The sequence below is a fragment of the Vibrio sp. A37 genome (genome assembly GCF_059777565.1).
The window spans coordinates 91,069-110,804 of sequence record NZ_JBLNLI010000009.1 but is presented as its reverse complement, the minus strand read 5'-3'; the positions used below and the strand labels follow the sequence as shown (position 1 = coordinate 110,804).

The 19,736-nt window shown below is 42.9% G+C and carries 19 protein-coding genes and 1 riboswitch; of the genes, 7 read left to right on the top strand and 12 right to left on the bottom strand.

The annotated features are described in order from the left end of the window. The first annotated feature begins 100 nt into the window (after positions 1-100). From elyC to ACM2FC_RS15995, 6 genes are all read left to right on the top strand, one after another. Positions 101-904, top strand: coding sequence for an envelope biogenesis factor ElyC (gene elyC, locus ACM2FC_RS16020; RefSeq protein ID WP_498481969.1), 804 nt, complete (start codon positions 101-103; stop codon positions 902-904). A gap of 155 nt (positions 905-1,059) precedes the next feature. Then, the gene (gene torD / locus ACM2FC_RS16015; RefSeq protein ID WP_498481968.1) at positions 1,060-1,728 is read left to right on the top strand and encodes a molecular chaperone TorD; all 669 of its coding nucleotides are present in this window, start codon (positions 1,060-1,062) and stop codon (positions 1,726-1,728) included. 257 nt (positions 1,729-1,985) lie between these two features. Next, on the top strand, positions 1,986-2,993 hold the full coding sequence (gene purR, locus ACM2FC_RS16010; protein ID WP_498481967.1) for an HTH-type transcriptional repressor PurR: 1,008 nt from the start codon (positions 1,986-1,988) through the stop codon (positions 2,991-2,993). Between the two features lie 179 nt (positions 2,994-3,172). Beyond that, a riboswitch (cyclic di-GMP riboswitch) is annotated at positions 3,173-3,257 on the top strand. A 119-nt stretch (positions 3,258-3,376) separates the two neighbouring features. After that, complete coding sequence (locus ACM2FC_RS16005; RefSeq protein ID WP_498481966.1) at positions 3,377-3,967, top strand: TfoX/Sxy family DNA transformation protein; 591 nt, start codon at positions 3,377-3,379, stop codon at positions 3,965-3,967. Positions 3,968-4,112: 145 nt separating this feature from the next. Next, the gene (locus ACM2FC_RS16000; protein WP_498481965.1) at positions 4,113-4,805 is read left to right on the top strand and encodes a TVP38/TMEM64 family protein; all 693 of its coding nucleotides are present in this window, start codon (positions 4,113-4,115) and stop codon (positions 4,803-4,805) included. After that, positions 4,805-5,122, top strand: a complete 318-nt coding sequence (locus ACM2FC_RS15995) for a DUF7577 domain-containing protein (protein ID WP_498481964.1) — start codon at positions 4,805-4,807, stop codon at positions 5,120-5,122. Before ACM2FC_RS16000 ends, ACM2FC_RS15995 begins: the two co-directional genes overlap by 1 nt. A gap of 80 nt (positions 5,123-5,202) precedes the next feature. On the opposite strand, the gene glgA is transcribed toward ACM2FC_RS15995, so the two are convergent. The 3 genes from glgA to topA form a co-directional block, all read right to left on the bottom strand. Then, positions 5,203-6,654: a glycogen synthase GlgA gene (gene glgA, locus ACM2FC_RS15990; RefSeq protein ID WP_498481963.1), complete on the bottom strand. Its 1,452-nt coding sequence runs from the start codon at positions 6,652-6,654 to the stop codon at positions 5,203-5,205. Beyond that, on the bottom strand, positions 6,644-7,861 hold the full coding sequence (gene glgC, locus ACM2FC_RS15985) for a glucose-1-phosphate adenylyltransferase (RefSeq protein ID WP_498481962.1): 1,218 nt from the start codon (positions 7,859-7,861) through the stop codon (positions 6,644-6,646). The genes glgA and glgC overlap by 11 nt, the downstream gene beginning before the upstream one ends. A 656-nt stretch (positions 7,862-8,517) precedes the next feature. After that, positions 8,518-11,145 carry a type I DNA topoisomerase gene (gene topA / locus ACM2FC_RS15980; protein ID WP_498481961.1) on the bottom strand — a complete coding sequence of 876 codons (2,628 nt, stop codon included), beginning with the start codon at positions 11,143-11,145 and terminating at the stop codon, positions 8,518-8,520. A gap of 341 nt (positions 11,146-11,486) precedes the next feature. Between topA and ACM2FC_RS15975 the strand changes: the two genes are divergently transcribed. After that, positions 11,487-11,735 carry a YciN family protein gene (locus ACM2FC_RS15975; protein WP_498481960.1) on the top strand — a complete coding sequence of 83 codons (249 nt, stop codon included), beginning with the start codon at positions 11,487-11,489 and terminating at the stop codon, positions 11,733-11,735. A gap of 104 nt (positions 11,736-11,839) precedes the next feature. Here ACM2FC_RS15975 and ruvC read toward each other — a convergent pair whose 3' ends face one another. The 9 genes from ruvC to hisD form a co-directional block, all read right to left on the bottom strand. Next, positions 11,840-12,361, bottom strand: coding sequence for a crossover junction endodeoxyribonuclease RuvC (ruvC, locus tag ACM2FC_RS15970; protein WP_498481959.1), 522 nt, complete (start codon positions 12,359-12,361; stop codon positions 11,840-11,842). Between the two features lie 19 nt (positions 12,362-12,380). Beyond that, on the bottom strand, positions 12,381-13,124 hold the full coding sequence (locus tag ACM2FC_RS15965; RefSeq protein WP_498481958.1) for a YebC/PmpR family DNA-binding transcriptional regulator: 744 nt from the start codon (positions 13,122-13,124) through the stop codon (positions 12,381-12,383). A 387-nt stretch (positions 13,125-13,511) separates the two neighbouring features. Further along, a complete protein-coding gene (gene hisIE / locus ACM2FC_RS15960; protein ID WP_498481957.1) occupies positions 13,512-14,147 on the bottom strand; it encodes a bifunctional phosphoribosyl-AMP cyclohydrolase/phosphoribosyl-ATP diphosphatase HisIE in 636 nt (211 codons plus the stop codon). Further along, entirely contained in the window at positions 14,144-14,917 is a 774-nt protein-coding gene (hisF, locus tag ACM2FC_RS15955) for an imidazole glycerol phosphate synthase subunit HisF (RefSeq protein ID WP_498481956.1), read from the bottom strand. The genes hisIE and hisF overlap by 4 nt, the downstream gene beginning before the upstream one ends. Next, positions 14,899-15,636 carry a 1-(5-phosphoribosyl)-5-[(5-phosphoribosylamino)methylideneamino]imidazole-4-carboxamide isomerase gene (gene hisA, locus ACM2FC_RS15950; RefSeq protein WP_498481955.1) on the bottom strand — a complete coding sequence of 246 codons (738 nt, stop codon included), beginning with the start codon at positions 15,634-15,636 and terminating at the stop codon, positions 14,899-14,901. Before hisA ends, hisF begins: the two co-directional genes overlap by 19 nt. Before the next feature lie 10 nt (positions 15,637-15,646). Next, positions 15,647-16,261: an imidazole glycerol phosphate synthase subunit HisH gene (hisH, locus tag ACM2FC_RS15945; protein ID WP_498481954.1), complete on the bottom strand. Its 615-nt coding sequence runs from the start codon at positions 16,259-16,261 to the stop codon at positions 15,647-15,649. Next, complete coding sequence (gene hisB / locus ACM2FC_RS15940) at positions 16,261-17,334, bottom strand: bifunctional histidinol-phosphatase/imidazoleglycerol-phosphate dehydratase HisB (protein ID WP_498481953.1); 1,074 nt, start codon at positions 17,332-17,334, stop codon at positions 16,261-16,263. Before hisB ends, hisH begins: the two co-directional genes overlap by 1 nt. Positions 17,335-17,397: 63 nt before the next feature. Beyond that, on the bottom strand, positions 17,398-18,438 hold the full coding sequence (gene hisC / locus ACM2FC_RS15935; RefSeq protein WP_498481952.1) for a histidinol-phosphate transaminase: 1,041 nt from the start codon (positions 18,436-18,438) through the stop codon (positions 17,398-17,400). Continuing rightward, positions 18,438-19,736: a histidinol dehydrogenase gene (gene hisD, locus ACM2FC_RS15930; RefSeq protein WP_498481951.1), complete on the bottom strand. Its 1,299-nt coding sequence runs from the start codon at positions 19,734-19,736 to the stop codon at positions 18,438-18,440. Before hisD ends, hisC begins: the two co-directional genes overlap by 1 nt.

The window sequence follows — 19,736 nt, the reverse complement described above, 5'->3', positions numbered from 1 at the left end:
GATAGCTAATCGTGCTGCTATTCTGTCATATGAACGGTAGGAATAAAGAAGGTTTATTTCTTTTTTGTAATCAACTGATGATTTTTCGGACTATTTGAGAATGTTTGTGCTGAAAAAATTAATTTCTTCAATGCTAATGCCTTTGCCTGCCATGCTAATTCTTGGCTTTTTAGGCCTAATGCTAATTATGTTTACTACCAGACGTAAAACTGGTTGCTTAATTGTTTTATTTTCCCTAACAGGTATCTTTTTAATTTCTTTCCAACCTGTTTCAAGCCGCCTTTTAATGCCATTAGAAAGACAACATGGGGCTTTTTTCCCTGTCGACGAATCTGTTGACTATGTCATGGTACTAGGGAGCGGTCACGTAGTTGATGATCAAATCCCACCCACTTCGGAACTAAGTAGAACTGGACTAATGCGTCTTGCAGAAGGTATACGCATCATGCGTATGTATCCTGGTTCAAAATTGATTTTGTCCGGTTATGCGGCCGGTTCAGAAGTAAGCAACGCTCGAATGATGGCAAAAGTGGCGCTTGCGTTGGGTGTTCCAAAATCCGATATCATCTTGCTTGAAACGGCTCAGGACACTTGGGAAGAAGCACGTCAAGCCGCGGCTTTCGTCAAACAGAAGCGGCTAGTGTTAGTCACTTCCGCAAGTCATATGACAAGGGCTCTAAACGAATTTCATTCCGTGGGATTGAATCCTCTCCCAGCTCCAACCAACTTCCTAGCACATAAAAATATCTCTCAACCTTGGGATAAATATACGCCAAAGGCCAAGTACCTTGAACAAACTGAAATCTATTGGCATGAACGCCTAGGTTTAATTTGGCAATCAATGCGTGACTGGGTTTCTAAAGATCTTGCTGGCTCTTCCAACCAGAATACTCAAGAACAATAATCTCGTGAGCCTGCTTTTAGAGTGGGCTCAACGCTTCTCCTTTATTGTCGAACAACTGTATTTCCCCTCACCGCACACATAAGAATACATCAATTTGCGAGCAGATTCCCATTTATTGATTACACTAAAAGCATGAACGGAACATTTACGCAAGCATGATCGACTTAAAAGCATTTAACGATAAACGCGCAGAAATATATTGGTGGATTTCGAGCATATTCATTAAAGAACTATCTGACGCAGAGTTAGAGCAATATCGAAGCTCACAGATCAGAACATTTATTGAAGGGTTAGGTGATGTCCCAGTCCTTACTGAGCCCAGTGATGACCTGTTGCACTGCATCGACAAAATAGTTCTAATGGATGACCCACAAATTCAGCTATCGTCAGATTTTGATGATCTTTTTTTAAGTTCAGACAAACGCGCAATTTCTGCCTGCGCTTCAAGTTATCGTAATATGGCCAATCCTGCGAACAAGATTTCCGCACAGGAAATCGTCAAGATAATGCAATCGCACAATATTACTCTCGACCAAATTCAAAATGAGCCCGCCGATCATATTTCTAACATATTGGACTTTTTAGGAAACCTCATTATCCGATCAAATGAACTCGAGCAGCTCCCACACCTTGAAAATGCTTTAAAAGAACAAGAAACCTTTATCCGCAGCTATCTACTCTCTTGGATGTATGATTTTCGAGAGCAAGTAAACGCAAAAGACAATTTTGGCTTTTATGCAGCGTTTACTCGCCTGTTAGTTTCTTTTCTAGAATTAGACTGCGAATACCTTGCTTCACCCGACACTGTAGGGCGAAATTCGTGACAAAATAACCACATTATGTTAGTAAGGTAGGTTTTTGTTCGCCCAATAGCGCTAAATCACTACAAAATAACAACGCAATCGATTAAAAGCCTTAAAATTGAACAAAATTTAACCTCGAAAGGTCAACACACCCTAGTAGGGCCTGCCAAACTTTCTGAAAAAGTGAGTTAGGCAGGCCTTATTTAGAACATTTTACAACTAAATTTTCTGCCTACTTCTGGAGCTGAGGTAGGTAGTAACTAACAGGACAGCACGTTATGGCCACCATTAAAGATGTTGCACGCTTAGCCGGTGTATCGACGACAACCGTTTCACACGTTATCAATAAGACTCGTTTTGTTGCCGAAGCGACCCAAGAAAAAGTGATGCAAGCGGTCAAGGAACTAAACTACGCTCCTAGTGCTGTAGCACGGAGCCTAAAGTGCAACACTACCCGGACAATTGGTATGCTGGTTACTCAATCTACTAATTTGTTTTTTTCTGAAGTCATTGATGGTGTCGAAAGCTATTGTTACCGACAAGGGTATACTCTGATTTTATGTAACACTGGCGGGATCTACGAAAAGCAGAAAGATTACATACGTATGCTTGCGGAAAAGCGAGTCGATGGCATGCTGGTTATGTGCTCAGATCTCACCGAAGAGCTGTTGGAAATGCTTGATAGCCACCCCGATATCCCTAAAGTGATTATGGACTGGGGACCTGAAAGTTCTCAAGCAGATAAAATTATCGATAATTCTGAAGAAGGTGGCTATTTAGCTACCCGCTACCTGTTGGACAGAGGTCACAGAGATATCGCTTGCTTGAGTGGCCAACTAGAAAAGGCCGCCTGCCAAGAACGCATCCGAGGTTATACCAGAGCTCTAAACGAAGAAAATATCCCAGTAAACAATGATTGGATTTTAGAAGGTAACTTTGAGTGTGATACCGCTGTTCTTGCCGCAGACAAGATTGCAGTCATGGACAAAAAGCCAACGGCGGTATTTTGTTTCAATGACACCATGGCTCTGGGATTAATGAGCCGACTTCAGCAAAAAGGTATACGCATTCCTGATGATATATCTGTGATTGGCTACGACAATATTGAGCTAGCTGAATACTTTTCTCCGCCACTCACAACCATCCACCAACCTAAACGTCGTGTCGGTAAAAACGCGTTCGAAATACTTTTAGAACGAATCAAAGATAAAAAACACGAAAAACGCGTGTTCGAGATGCAACCTGAGATAGTCGAGCGCGATACTGTTAGAGATATCAGAAAATAAGCCAAATATATAGGCAGAATGTATCGTATTTATGCGCTGAATTTTAATTCAGCGCATATTTTAACCTAAAATCCATTCGCATTTATTTACAATCACCCTCTGAAGCAAGATCACGTTTCATATCAAGAAAAGTGAACCTTTCCGCAAAATCTGAATTATTATTAAATGACTTAATAATGATACGCACAAGGCAAACCACTTGAGAGAGTGGGACGCAAAGCTTCCGGCCTAAGTCTTTTTAGAATAGGTAGCGGGGTTACCGATGATCGTTATGCAATATAAACCAAAGTTTTTATTCAACCTTTCTGCATAGTAGTTCATCTACGTCTCAAACTCATCGCATGCCTTCGTGTGCGTATCCTCTAAGCTCGGGATTAGTTGATATGGATAAACCAATTTTAAAAGATTCAATGAAGCTCTTTGAGCCATTAGGACGAATCAAATCTCGCTCTATGTTCGGTGGCTATGGAATATTTGTTGATGACACAATGTTCGCTCTTATCGCCAATGATAAACTTCATATACGTGCTGATGATAAAGCATTGAAAAGCTTTAAAACACGTGGATATGAACCCTACGTATACACTAAAAAGGGGCTACCTGTAGTCACTAAGTACTTCGCTCTTCCGGATAACTGGGACAAAGACCCACAGCAAACTTTTGAATGTGCCAAAGAAGCTTGGTTTTCTGCTCAGAAGGAGAAAGTCTCTCAATCGGTTGGCAAACCGACAAGGTTAAAAGACTTACCTAACCTTCGGCTAGCAACCGAAAGAATGCTGAAAAGAGCAGGAATAGAATCTGTGGAAGCACTTGAGCAAAAAGGCTCTGTTGAAGCTTTTAAAGCTATCAAACAAACTCATTCAACTGATGTGAGTTTAGAGCTTCTGTGGGCTTTAGAGGGAGCGATTCAAGGCAAGCACTGGTCCGTCATTCCTCAAGCTAGGAAAGAAGAGTTACAAAGCCGGTTAATTTAACCTCAGCTTCAGTATAAAAAAGCCGACTTTATGTCGGTTTTTTTGTACATGGGTGAAATTTATTTTTTTATGCTCCTGTCTATATACTCAGATAATGCCAAATTGTCTTCTTAAAGACAGAGTTATGTAGCTGCTGGAGAATCAAATGAATAAAAAGCTCATCATCGGAACAATCTTAGTCCTGCTGATTATTTTTCTTGGTATCAATTTTGGTCAGTACTTAACCATAGAAAATGCAAAAGCTCAACAAGAGTTACTTAACCAATATATTTCCGATAACTTTGTTACGGCCGTAGTGATTTACTTCCTCGCTTACGTTGCTATCACAGCTTTTTCTATTCCTGGCGCAGCAGTCGTTACTCTTTTAGCGGCAGCCCTGTTTGGCTTTTGGAACAGCTTAATTTTGGTCTCTTTTGCCAGTACTATTGGAGCAACACTGGCGTTTCTAAGCAGTCGCTATCTCCTTCGTGATTGGGTACAAAGCAAGTTTGGTGAAAAGTTATCCGCAATTAACAAAGGCGTTGAAAGAGATGGATCGTTCTACCTATTCTCTCTAAGACTTATCCCTGTATTCCCTTTCTTTCTTATTAATTTATTAATGGGATTAACACCTATAAGCACTCTACGCTTCTATCTAGTCAGTCAACTTGGAATGCTACCAGGCACGGCGGTATATCTAAATGCGGGGACTCAGCTATCTCAAATCGATAGCCTTTCTGGCATAGTATCTCCTATCGTGCTTGGTTCATTTGCGTTACTGGGCTTGTTCCCGTTTATAGCCAAGTGGATCATGACCAAAATTAAATTAGGACCAAATACACAAAATGGCAGTGCTTAATGAAGCTCTATACGGCAAAAAACCCTACGGAAGCTCACCTTGTTTGTGAGCTTTTAAAGTCTGAGCGAGTCGACTGTGAAGTCAGAGGGGAAAGTTTATTTGGCTTGCAAGGTGAATTACCTTTTGGTGAAGATACTGAGCCATATGTCTGGTTGCTCAACCCTTTTCACCAAGACAAAGCCACGAGTATTATCAAAGAGTACCAATCTAGACTAACCCAAGGTAATGTAGTGGATTGGAAATGCCCTCACTGTGACGAGCAAAACGAAGGACAGTTTGCTATTTGCTGGAATTGCGGGCAGTCAATTGAAGTCTAGATGTAGAAAAAGGCGCCAAAAAGCGCCTTAATAAATTGCATCCTGCTATCTGCTATCTGCTATCTGCTATCTGCTATCTGCTATGCACTAAGATATAAATCCAAGTACTCTTGCGCAGCATTTTTCCAACAGAAATCTTGCTTCATTGCATAAGACTGCAACCTTTCCATCTCTTGTGGATTTTGCGTATACAACAACAAAGAGTTCAAAAGGGTCAAAAGTAAATCAACAGGGGTTGGTTCATAGAAAACAAACCCAGTTGCCGCTTCGCGATCTTGGTAATAGTCGGTTACACTATCTTTTAATCCACCCACACCACGGACAATTGGTAACGTACCATAGGCCATACTGTAGATTTGATTCAACCCACAAGGCTCAAACTCAGATGGCATCAAGAAGAAATCCGAGCCTGCTTCAACCAGGTGTGCTAAACGGTTGCTGTAAGCTTCGATAAAAATAAATTTCTCTCCGTGCAATGCGGAAAGTTCTTTCAGTTGGCTAGCTAAAATCGGGTCACCAGTACCAACGATAACCAACTGCACATCATGGGATAAAAACTTATCGAGTATCGGCAATAAATAGTGAATACCCTTCTGGCTCGTCAAACGGCAAACCATGCCATACATAGCAACGTCGCGTCTCTTTAATCCAACTTCATCTTGTAACGTCGCTTTTGCTAGTTTTTTGCCTAGCTTCATACTCTTCACTTCAGAAGAATAGTGTTGTGGCAAGAATTCATCGGTTTCCGGATTCCAAGAAGAGTAGTCACAACCATTCAATATGCCTACTAAGTCTTTCTCACGAGTTTTAAACTCTTTATGCATCCCATGCCCACCGAGCTCAGTTTTAAGCTCTTCCGCGTAACTTGGACTGACAGCATTGATCTTGTCTGCAGACATCACTCCTGCTTTGAGCATAGTCACATGCGTTGAACTGATGGCCGCTTCTGGGACAAATCGGGAATGAAACTCCAACAAGCAATGGAGCTCTTCGTAACTAAAAACACCCTTAAATACAGCGTTATGAATGGTGAGAACACTTTTAATACTTGAGTAGAACGTATCGTAACGATAGCGATTTTTGAGCAGGTATGGTACCAAGCCTGTATGCCAGTCGTTTGCATGAATAACATCTGGCTTGTAAGAAAGCTTACGCAACATGTCCAAGCAAGCCGCACTGAAAAATGCAAAACGTTCACCATTGTCAGCATAAGCTTGATTATTTTCCGCATACATTTCATCGCGATCGAAATATTGCGGGCAATCAATTGCATAAACAGGAACCCCTGCAACATGAAGCTCACGAACTTTATATTCGGTATGGGGCCACATATCGAGACGAGTCTCCAACAAAACAGGTGACTCGTTTATATTTGAAACTTTTCGATATGCAGGAATACACAAACGTACATCTTGATCGAGATTCAGAAGAGCTTCGGGTAAGGCTTTAGCCACGTCGGCCAAGCCTCCACTCTTGATTAACCCTTCTGCCTCAGACGCTACAAATAGAATAGATAAACTCTTAGTAGCCAACTCTTGCTCCTTTTGGAATTACTACAATGCCATCATCTGATACATGATATAGCTTTTTATCTTCTTGTAAATTAACGCCAAGCTGTGTACCAGGAGCAATATCTGCACCTTTATCGATGATGACTCTGCGTAACACGCACCCCTCTCCGACTTTAACATCACCAAGCAAAATACTCTCGCTAATGTCACAAGATGAAGCAACGTTACTACGGAAGCCAAGGACAGACTTTTCTATACGAGCACCGCGAACGTAGCTGCCATTGCATACTAGGCTATCAATAATCTGTACTCGACCGTTTGAACAGTCGCTGAAAGTTGCGGGTGGAAGTGGTGGGTGATATGTGTGAAGTGGCCATTTGCGATTGTATAGAGAGAAAGGAGCGTCTTTTTTCAGAAGATCCATATGGGCTTGCCAATACGCGTCGATAGTACCAACATCACGCCAATATACTTCTTCTTTTTCTCCGGTGATTCTGTTGGTACTGAAATCATAAACAAATACATCTCCGCGAGGGAACATATTTGGGATGATATCTTTGCCAAAATCGTGGCTAGAACCTTCCTTATCGGCATCTTCAATCAACTCAGCAAATAATGTTTTAGCTTCAAACACATAGTTGCCCATTGATACAAGAGCATGCTCTGGATCGCCAGGAATTGACTTCGGTTGTGCGGGCTTCTCTTCAAAACCAACCATACGACCTTCCGTATCAACCTCTATAACACCAAACTCAGTCGCTTCTGCAATTGGAACTCTCAGTGCAGAGACTGTTAGAGATGCCTCTTTCTCTTTGTGGAAGTCGATGAACTGCTTGATGTCCATTTTATAGATATGGTCTGAACCAAAAATACATACGTGATCTGGCTCTGATAGCTCCATGAACCGAAGGTTTTGGTATATGGCATCTGCTGTACCTTCATACCAACGTTTGCCTGTTCTCATCTGTGCTGGGATTGGATCGATAAACTGATCTGTGATGCCGTTTATGTTCCAACCTTGCTTCAAATGATAGAAAAGTGATTGCGACTTGAACTGTGTAAGTACATAAATTCTCATAAGATCAGCATTAACGAAGTTGTTTAATGCAAAATCGATAAGACGATAACTCCCGCCAAACGGTACCGAAGGTTTGCTACGAGATTCAGTTAAAGGTCTTAAACGTGAACCCTCGCCCCCGGCAAGAATCATTCCTAATACACCAGCCATTTTTTATCTCCATGTTCTTTTTTATATCTACAAATGATTCTGTTGCGTAGAATCATTTATCCTTTTCAACTTACTGAACTTTATGTTTACCAACTGTCGACATTGTTAAAAGTCAACTAAGCCCATACCCAATTGACAAAGTCTGATCTAAAGTTCGATTTTATTTCTTGTTATAAGCATGATTTATTGTTCGAAAATACTTCCAATAATTTGGTTATATTGTCGCTATTTTTATACCGAACCTTGCACAATATGCATGATTCATCACATGCCACCAATACAATAACGCGATATTGCATAGTTGTCTCGCGAAAAATGACACTAAATTTGACTAATTCTGAGATTCGTATTGACCGTAATTTGTCAATAGGTAAATAGGCTAGAATTCTATAAATAGAATAGATAAGTTGCTAAAAAGTCATGATAAATCATGGTGATTTTTAACGTATTTACACTAAATGCGAACTTTTTACAGTTTTTAATACTGTTGTAATAAACCTGAAAATCGATATACCCGACTGCCACTATATTATTGAGAATATATTTGATTTTTCTGTTTCAATAAAAAAGCCACCCTCATTGAGTAGTGGCTTCAAATATATATTTTTCTCACGCTATAATGCGATGGTAATCTTGCAGTTCAAATACAAGCAGAGTTATTTTTTAGGCTTTTTCCGCTTGTCTGTTATTTCCCACTTTCCATCAATGAACAATGCAGTCCAACCTGAAGGCTTCCCATCTATCTCTGAACGAACATAGTTTTCTTTGGATTTACGGCTAAAGCGCACTACCGTTGGACGTCCATCAGGGTCTTCCTGAGGAGCTTCCGCTAAATGAGTAAACTTAGCTGGTAACCGTTCCTTAAACTCTGCTAATTCAGAAACTTTAGGCGCTCGTGTTTCACGCGATTTCGGGAAGTTACTGGCTGACATAAACAAGCCAGAAGCTCCATCACGCAATACAAAGTAAGCATCGGAGTTCTCACACGGTAACTCTGGGAAGTGCACAGGGTCTTCTTTTGGCGGCGCAACTTCACCGTTTTTGAGAATCTTGCGGGTGTTTTTACAGTCTTCACTGGTACAGTCCATATACTTACCAAATCGACCATTCTTAAGCACCATGTCTGAGCCACATTTGTCGCACTCTACGACAGGTCCATCGTAACCTTTAACCTTGAATTCGCCGTGTTCAACGATATAGCCATCGCAGTTCGGGTTGTTACCACAAACATGCATCTTACGCTTGTCATCGATGAGATAAGCATCCATGGCAGTTTCGCAAATCGGGCAACGCTTCTTCGCTCGAAGTGCCGCTGTTTCAACATCTTCTTCAAGGACGTTAACGATGCCTTCTTCGTCACCAAGGTTGATGGTTGTCTTACAACGCTCTTTTGGAGGCAGTGCGTAACCAGAACACCCCAAGAAAACACCCGTTGATGCAGTTCTAATACCCATTGGTCGAGAACAAGTCGGGCACTCAATGTCCGTCATCACAATATGATTCGGCTTCATACCACCTTCGGTTTCATCTTGCTCGGCTTTCTCAAGATCGCCACTAAAGTCTGAGAAGAAACTGTCTAACACAGCGGTCCAACCACGCTCACCTTCGGCGATTTGGTCAAGTTTTTGTTCCATGCGCGCGGTGAAGTCGTAGTTCATCAGGTCGTTGAAGCTATCATCAAGCCTGTCGGTAACAATTTCACCCATTTTTTCAGCATAGAAGCGACGCTGTTCAACACGTACATAACCACGGTCTTGAATCGTAGAGATGATTGATGCGTACGTTGAAGGACGGCCAATACCTTTCTTCTCAAGCTCTTTCACCAAAGCAGCTTCAGTGTATCGAGCTGGCGGCTTAGTAAAGTGCTGTTTAGGGTCAAGCGTAATTAAATCGAGTTTGTCGCCAATTTGAACCGCTGGAAGGATTTGGTCTTCGTTTTTGCCTAGAGGGCGCTGAACTCTTGTCCAACCGTCAAATTTAAGGATACGACCTTTTGCTTTCAAGGTGTATTCTGCAGCCTTAACGCTGACAGTAGTCGAATCATATTTAGCCGGGGTCATCTGACATGCAACAAACTGATTCCAAATTAATGAATAAAGCTTGTGCGCATCTGGGTCCATGCTTTGTAAATCTTCAGCCTTCACTTCAACACTAGAAGGACGAATCGCTTCGTGAGCTTCTTGCGCCCCTTCCTTGCTTCCATAAACGTTCGCTTTGGCAGGAAGGTAAGCATCACCATATTCAGAGGTAATGTAGCTACGAACCGCATCAACTGCTTCTGAGCTCAAGTTTGTTGAGTCAGTACGCATGTAAGTGATGTAACCCGCTTCATAAAGCCGCTGAGCAAGCATCATGGTCTTTTTAACGCCATAACCTAGACGGGTACTTGCCGCTTGCTGCAAGGTAGAGGTGATATAAGGAGCAGAAGGTTTACTCGAAGTTGGCCTATCTTCGCGCTTGCATACTTCATAAGCGGCTTGCTTAAGTACGGCAAGAGAACTGTCAACTTCTTCTTTGTTCGAAGGCTTAAATGCCGCACCATCTTTTTGCGCGACTTGTAAACGGAAATCGGTCTTATCACTAGTTTTCGTATCGGCGTGAATATCCCAGAATTCTTCAGGAATAAACGCATTGATCTCACGTTCGCGCTCAACTAACAACTTCACAGCAACTGACTGTACCCGTCCAGCAGACAAACCACGTGCCACTTTTTTCCAAAGCAGTGGTGAAACCATAAAGCCCACAACCCTGTCCATGAAGCGACGAGCTTGCTGGGCATTTACACCATCCATGTTTAAATCACCCGGTGATTCAAAGGCTTGTTGGATAGCGTTCTTTGTAATTTCATTAAATACTACACGTTTATAACGCTCTTCATCTCCGCCAATAATTTCACGAAGATGCCACGCGATTGCTTCTCCCTCGCGGTCCAAATCGGTTGCGAGATAAACGCTGTCGGCGTCTTTTGCCAGCTTTTGCAGCTCGGCTACAACTTTTTCTTTACCGGGTAAAATTTGATAATTCGCTTCCCAGCCATGATAAGGGTCGATACCCATTTTCTTGATAAGTGATTTACGATCTTTTTCTTTTTTAAGGCGAGCTTTTTCTTCTGGGCTCAAGCCTTTAGTAGAGACTGCTGCAGCTTTTTTACCAGTACTTTGGCCTGCTGTTGGAAGATCACGTACGTGTCCAACACTAGACTTTACAATAAAGTCTTTACCAAGATATTTATTTATCGTTTTTGCCTTTGCAGGAGACTCCACGATAACGAGTGATTTACCCATAATTGATTTAAACGCCTTTCATCACTGTGCGGCCTTTCCCGCACAACGTACCAATATATTACTTCTTTCTTAATATCGAGCCTGAAATCCAGAAGATCAATCTCTTTTTGAAAAATTAATTTCAACCGTATGACAACTAGGCGAAAACTTAATTCTCACTTTTACCCTATCACTCAAACTTTCGTTACATGGATAGAAAGCGGCAAATACTAGACTTCAGACCTCTAATTTGACTACTATAAACGACAAAATCATGTTCTGTATCACATTATTTTAAATGTGTTCGCTTCAGATCTATCTCGATAGACTTCTAAGCTTTGTCGCTTTAGTAAGGTATATTAATGAAAAATAAGCAAGTTATTTCTTCTTTTGATCTGCTATTAATTGCAAACCAATTAATTCAAGACCATAAAGACTATATCGAGGGCATGCGCGCTGAATCGGTAGAAGAAAAAGACGAAGTCCTGATATTTAATGGGGAATACTTTTTAGATGAAAGTGGCCTACCAACTGCAAAAACGACAGCTGCATTCAATATGTTCAAATACTTAGCTCACCATCTTTCTAAAGAGTTCTCCTTAGAAAAATAACCCTACCCGCTAACTGCTTAGGTATGAGCAACCTTATACACTTATACCCAAACAATCTCAAGACGTGAGAGAGTTTGGGTACATAAAGTTAGGATTGTTTGGATCTATCGGTAACGACCTTTTTTAGCACCTTGTGCTTTACCTGCTAACGCCACTAGTGTTTTGTTCGTGTTCGCATGGCATATTGCGACACCCAAAGCGTCGGCAGCATCTGACTGAGGCTTACTCGATAAGCCAAGCATGTGCTGTACCATATGTTGAACCTGCGCTTTGTCTGCCCCACCCGTGCCAACCACAGCCTGCTTTATTAGGCGAGCAGCATACTCAAAAACCGGTAGTTCAGCGTTGGCGGCAGCGACAATCGCACTGCCTCTGGCTTGCCCAAGCTTGAGCGCTGAGTCAGCATTTTTGGACATAAACACCTGTTCAATGGCAAACACATCCGGCTGAAATTGAGTAATGATTTCGGTCACTCCAGCATAGATTTGTTTCAGCTTACTCGCTAGATCACCTTCAGCCATCCGAATACAGCCACTCCCCATATACTGTAAATGGCGTCCTTGCTGGCGTATTACTCCATAGCCAGTTACTCTTGAGCCTGGGTCGATTCCTAGAATAATGGACATGATTTAAATTGGCTTCCTATTACAGTGAATCTGCAACTTCTTGCGAGATATCACCATTATGGTACACCTCTTGAACATCATCGAGTTCTTCCAGCGCATCAATCAAACGAAGCAGTTTTGGTGCTGAGTCAGCGTCCAATTCTGCTTTTGTCGAAGGCACTTGAGTCACTTCTGCATTTGAAGCGTCAAATCCTGCAGCATCAAGCGCATCTTTTACTGAACCGAAATCATTGGTGGTGGTATACACATCGATTACGCCATCTTCACCTGTTTCGATATCGTCCGCTCCAGATTCTAACGCCACTTCCATTACTGCGTCTTCATCTAGACCCGGCGCGTAAGAGATTACGCCTTTTTTGCTAAACAAGTAGCTAACACTACCGTCAGTTCCTAGATTACCGCCTGACTTAGAAAATGCGTGTCGAACTCCAGAAACTGTGCGGTTTCTATTGTCGGTTAAACACTCAACCATCACAGCCGTACCAGCAGGCCCATAACCTTCGTAGACCACGGTTTCCATGTTGTCATCGCCTTCACCACCTGCACCACGGCTCACGGCTCTATTTACCGTATCGCGCGTCATGTTGTTGGATAACGCTTTGTCTATTGCAGCTCTCAGACGAGGGTTATTGTCTGGCTCACCGCCCCCCTCCTTTGCCGCTACGACGATTTCTCTGATTAATTTAGTAAAAATCTTTCCACGTTTTGCATCTTGGGCCGCTTTGCGGTGGCGAATGTTCGCCCATTTACTATGACCTGCCATATGATCCTTCTTATTATTTTCATTTGAATAACCTGAGCTCGGGATAAGAAAGTCAATAAAATCCAAATATTCAATAGATTAGTCAGATGAAGATATCAGTGCCGATATTTTAGATGAATAACTAGGCAAAATCATAAGCAATAGCGAGTCTATTGCGTTGATTTTAACGACGTTAGGCGCTAAAAGAGCGGTGCTGATAGGCTTAAATTATCTCGAGTTCAGGTTAAATATAAAAGCCGTAAGGAGCATTATACGCACCTTACGGCTTAGATTAAGTTTTCACTGCATTTTAAAGAATCAAGAACGTCATCTTATACCGTTCTAAGTATAAATATGATCTAAGTGAATAAGCTTCGCTGACCTATAACTTTTCCTAATTGGTATGAATCACTTATGCCTTTCTTTCAGCTTATTGACCACATCACTTAGCGAAAGCCCTTGATCTTGGAGCAACACAATTAAGTGGTAAATAAGATCCGCCGATTCACAAATTAGCTCAGGCTTATCACCAGAGGTTGCTGCTAATGCCACCTCAACCCCTTCTTCACCCACTTTTTGTGAAATGCGTTTTGTACCTCTAGCATACAAGCTCGCCGTATAAGAAGATTCTGGGTCAGCGTTTTTGCGCTCAGCAAGCAATTTTTCCAATTGACTCAACCACACCATTTGCGACTCTTCTTGTGGGTCAGCGTCCCAACAAGTCTTTGTGCCTGTGTGGCAGGTTGGTCCAACGGGCAAAACTTTCACTAGCAGCGTATCGTTATCACAGTCGAGCGAAATGTTTTTTAGATTCAATACATTTCCGGAGGTTTCACCTTTGGTCCATAAACGTTGTTTGGTTCTGGAAAAGAATGTCACCATTTGGGTGTCGATTGTCTTGCTCAGAGCGTCTTGATTCATGTAGCCCATCATAAGAACTTGACTAGATTCAAAGTCTTGTACGATGGCAGGCACAAGCCCTTCGACTTTTTCCCAATCGATTCTTTCGCTGAGTTGTTCGTTGCTGGATTGGGTAAAACTCATACTCTAACCTCAATGTCTTGCTGTCTTAGATACTGCTTCAAGTCGCCAATATTGATGACTTGCTTGTGGAATACTGACGCTGCTAATGCACCATCAACGTTGGCTTTTTGATAGGCTTCGGCAAAGTGCTCCATCGCACCAGCACCACCCGAGGCAATTAAAGGAACGCGACACACTTTTCTCACCATGTTGAGCTGTTCAATATCATACCCATTACGCACACCATCTTGGTTCATCATATTGAGTACAATTTCTCCAGCACCACGTTTTTGCACTTCTTTCACCCAGTTTTCAGTTTCCCACTGAGTGGCTTTAGTACGCTCTTCATCGCCGGTAAATTGATAGACTTGATACTTACCTGTTTCCTTGTCGTAGTAAGAATCTATGCCAACGACAATACACTGGACACCAAACTTATCGGCAAGCTCAGTAATCAACTCTGGGTTCGCCAGCGCTGGGGAATTGATAGACACTTTATCAGCACCAAACTGTAATATACGTGCCGCATCTTCAGCAGATTTAATCCCACCAGCTACACAAAATGGAATATCAATCACTTCCGCAACCCGCGCGACCCAGCTTTTGTCCACCACGCGACCATCACTAGATGCGGTGATATCATAAAAGACCAGCTCGTCTGCACCCTCTTCCGCGTATCGCTGAGCTAAGGGAACGATGTCGCCGATAATTTCGTGGTTACGGAACTGAACGCCTTTCACCACTTGTCCATCTCGGACATCAAGGCATGGAATTATTCGCTTTGCCAGCATTCGAACGCCTCCTCAGCTGTAAACTTACCATCAAGCAGCGCTCGACCTACGATAACGCCTGCAACGCCTGAACCTTTTAAAGCTTCAATGTCTGCCAGAGAACCGATTCCACCAGAAGATTGAAATTGCACTTGCGGGTATTGTTTGCAAAGGTCTTGATAAAGCTCAACATTCGAGCCGGCTAACGTACCATCGCGCGAAATGTCTGTGCACAGCACATGCTTTAAACCTACTGTTAAATAGTCTTCGATGAGCTCTTCGATAGTAACGCCTGAGTTTTCTTGCCAACCAGAGGTAGCGACACTGCGGACACCGTTTTCATCAATATTGATATCAAGTGCCAGCACAATGGCCTCTGGGCCAAACTTACTCATCCACTCTTTAACCAGTGGTCTGTTTTTGACGGCAGTGGAGCCGACAACCACACGCTGAGCACCTGCATTTAGCAGATCAGATACATCTTGCTCGCTCCTAACACCACCACCAATTTGAATATTAGCTGGCGTGCTAGCAAGCAATTTGGCGATCAAGTCAAGCTGCCTAGCTTGTGTGTCTTTAGCACCTGTTAAGTCGACGAGGTGCAACCAATTCGCGCCTGCGTCATGGTAAAGCTTAAACTGCTCGGCCGGATCGACCTTGTATTCTGTTACTTTGCCATAGTCTCCCTGAAATAGGCGAACGACTTGGCCTTCAATTAAATCTAATGCTGGAATGATCAAAATGTTCGCCTTATAACTCTAAGAAGTTTTGGATGAGTTTTGAGCCTGCTTTACTTGAGCGCTCTGGATGGAATTGCACACCATAGAAGTTGTCTTTCTGCAATGCGGCCGTAAAAGGCTGTCCATATTGGCATTGTGCAATGGTATCTTCGCCTACTGGCATCGCATAACTGTGTACAAAGTAGAAGTAATTGCCTTTTTCTATTCCGTTAAAAAGTGGATTGCCTTGTTTTGCCTCAACGGTATTCCAGCCCATATGTGGCAAGGGTAGATCGCCTGTGTCTAACAAGCGAATCTCACCTTGACTGATCCCCAAGCAATCGACGGTTTCTGTCGCTACTGAGCCCTTTTCTTCAGACAGTTTGCCTAAAAGCTGCATCCCCAAGCAGATACCGAGTAACGGTTTTTCAACCTGCTTGATTAATTCGACTAAGTCACGCTGCTCTAGGTTGTTCATCGCTTCTTTCGCCGTGCCTACACCGGGTAAAAATAGCTTGTCTGCTGACAACACCACTTCTGGCTCCTTCGAGATAGAAACCTGATAACCCAAACGTTCAATGGCAAACTTTACCGAGGAAATGTTCGCACATCCGGTGTCAATAATGACAACTTTTTGTTCCGCCATTACAGCACCCCTTTACTACTTGGCAGATCGTTCCCTTCTACTTTTATTGCTTGTCTTAGTGTTCGACCAAACGACTTAAATAGGCTTTCAATAATGTGGTGATCGTTGTCACCGCTAGAAGAAAGGTGCAATGTACAAGCTAACGTATCCGTTAGAGAGCGGAAAAAGTGCACCACCATCTCAGTGGACAAATCACCGACACTTTCTCGACTAAATTTAGCGTCAAACTTTAGATACGGACGGCCAGATAAATCCAATGCACACTGTGCTAAGCATTCATCCATCGGTAGACTAAATCCAAACCTTCCGATACCACGTTTGTCACCCAATGCTTCTTTAATCGCTTGCCCTAGTGCGAGTGCCGTATCTTCAACGGTGTGGTGATCGTCGATGTGCAAGTCGCCGTCAACTTCAACCTGCATGTTAAATCCGCCATGAGTCGCAATCTGATCCAGCATGTGATCAAAAAAGCCCATTCCCGTCGAGATTTGGTTGTCTCCCGTAGAATCTAAATTGACGCGAATATTGATGTCGGTTTCTTTGGTTTTTCTTGAGACTTGTGCAACACGCTGTTTAACCGTGAGGTCTTTTAGGATCTTCTGCCAGCCCATAGTTTCTGGATTGTACTGGATGCCTCGAATTGCCATATTCTCTGCAAGCTGCATGTCTGTAGCGCGGTCGCCAATAACAACAGAGTGTTTAAAATCAATGAGCCCTTGTTGCAAATAGTCTTTTACTAGCCCTAATTTTGGCTTTCTGCACGAACAGTTATCTTCATCAAAGTGAGGACATATCAGCACGTCGTCGAACTTCACGCCCTGAGACTCAAATATATCCATCATCATCTGATGAGGCGCATCGAAATCTTCTTGTGGATAGCTATCAGTGCCAAGTCCATCTTGGTTGGTCACCATAACAAGCTTATAGCCAGCATCTTGCAGCGCTAAAAGACTTGGAATAACGAAGGGTTCAAATTTGAGTTTGTCTAAACGATCAACTTGAAAGTCAATCGGTGGTTCAACGATTAACGTCCCATCACGGTCAATAAATAATATTTTCTGTTGCTTGCTCACGGCGACTACCTTAAATCTTATATGTCACTCGCCGCAGGCAAAATCCTACAGCGAGTTTTATCGTTATGAATAGTAATTTCTAATGTACCCAAGTACTTTTTCGCACTCGTCACGGCTGCCAATACTGATGCGAACGCAGCTTTCCAATGGAGAATTTCGTAGAATAATGCCTGTTTCCCAAGTAGATTTGAACAGTGCATCTCCATCAGGGAATTGAATCAGCAAGTAGTTACCCCAGCCATCAAAAACCGCTAGTCCTTCCAACAACTCTAGCCCGGCTTTCAGGTAGGCTCGATTTGCATTCAGCTCTAACACCTGACTTTGCATTTTGGCTAGCCCAGCCTCTGAAAGTGCTTTAACGGCAATGTCACTGACAGGAAGAGGAACCGGATAAGGGGCAATGACTTTGAGTAGAACATTGATGATTTCTTCATTGGCAATAGTATAGCCGCAGCGCAACCCAGCCAAAGCAAATGCCTTCGACATGGTCCTTAAAATCGCCAAGTTAGAGTATTGGCCAAGTAAGTCTACTGAAGACGCTTCCATACAAAAGTCGATGTAAGCTTCATCAATCACCACGATTGCCTTGTCTTTGGTCATTTCTAACAAAGCGACAATGTCTTCTTTATTGATTAAGTTGCCTGTTGGGTTATTTGGGTTGCAGACAAATACCAACTTAACATCAGTCAGGTTTTCTTCTATTGAAGCTAAATCAAGCTGCCAGTCTGGCTTCAAAGAAACGGTTTTTTGCTCTACACCAATCGTCTCTGCACTTATCGCATACATGCCATAAGTTGGTGGACAATATAAAATCGCATCTTCACCTGGCTCACAATAAGCGCGAATCAAAAGCTCTATGCCTTCATCTGCTCCACGTGTTGTCAGCACTTGTTCTGGCTTCACTTTAGAGTAGTTTGCATAAGCTTCAATTAGCTCTTTTGGCTGGCACTCTCCATAGCGATTTAAACGGTTACAATCTAATTTATATTCATTATCAAACGGGGATTCGTTTGCGTTCAACCAAATATCACCTGAGCCACCTATGCGTCGAGCAGACTGATAAGGCGTTAATTCTTGGACTGTTTTTCTCGCTAACTTTTCCATTATGAGTTGCCCTTGTTAAGTTGTTCAACACGAATTGTGACTGCTCGTTTATGTGCATCAAGGCCTTCTGCCTCGGCGATTTTTTCAACGGTTGGCGCTAAATCTAATAACCCTTGTGGAGAAAGCTCTTGCACCGTCATTCGCTTAGAAAAATCAGCAAGCCCAAGGCTGGAATATGTTCGAGTGTATCCGTAAGTTGGCAGAACGTGATTTGTGCCTGAAGCGTAATCGCCTACAGACTCTGGAGACCAATCACCTAAGAATATAGACCCTGCGTTGTCTAGCAACGGGAGTAATTCTCTTGGGCTTTTCGTTTGTACGATGAGGTGCTCCGGTCCGTAGTAATTAGAAATAGAGACAGCTTGAGTAATGGAATCCGCGATAACAATAATGCTTGAAGAAAGCGCCTGTTCAGCAATGCTTGCACGTGGCAGTTGTGCTAGTTGTGCCTTCACTGCATCGGCCACATTATCAGCGACGATAGGTGAAGGCGTAACTAGAACAACCTGAGAGTCGGGACCATGCTCTGCTTGGCTAAGTAAGTCAGCAGCAACAAAATCTGGATTTGCTGTTTCATCAGCGATCACTAACACTTCAGAAGGACCTGCTGGCATATCAATCGCTGCACCATTGAAGTCGTTGCTCACCTGACGCTTTGCTTCTGTTACATAAGCATTGCCAGGACCAAAGATCTTATCGACCTTGGTTACGGTCTCGGTGCCATAGGCCATTGCAGCAACCGCTTGCGCTCCCCCAACACTGTAGATTTCATCGATATCACACAGTTTGGCAACGTAAAGAATCTCGTCTGCGATAGGCGGTGGAGAACACAACACGACTTTTCTGCAGCCTGCAATTTTTGCAGGAACACCTAGCATTAAAACGGTTGAGGGTAGCGGAGCGCTACCACCCGGAATATAGAGGCCTACTTTGTTAATAGCGCGAGTGATCTGTTCGCAAACTACGCCCGGTTGAGTCTCTACCTTAATTGGCTGAAATTTTTGCGCTTTATGAAATTTGGCTATGTTGCTGTACGCCACCTCAAGTGCTGATTTCATTTCTTCAGAAAGTCGGCTTGACGCGAGCTCTATTTCTTCTGATGTTATTCGCAGTGAGTCTAGCGCTACCCCATCAAACTTGCTGGTGAGGGATTTTAAAGCTTCGTCTCCCTCTTTTCTTACTTGATTAATAACGCCAGTTACTGCGCCAGAAATATCTTCCCCAGCAGAAATTGCTGGCCTTTGCAAAATCGTCTCTTGTTGAGACTCGCTGAGTGATTGCCATCCAACTGTACGCAT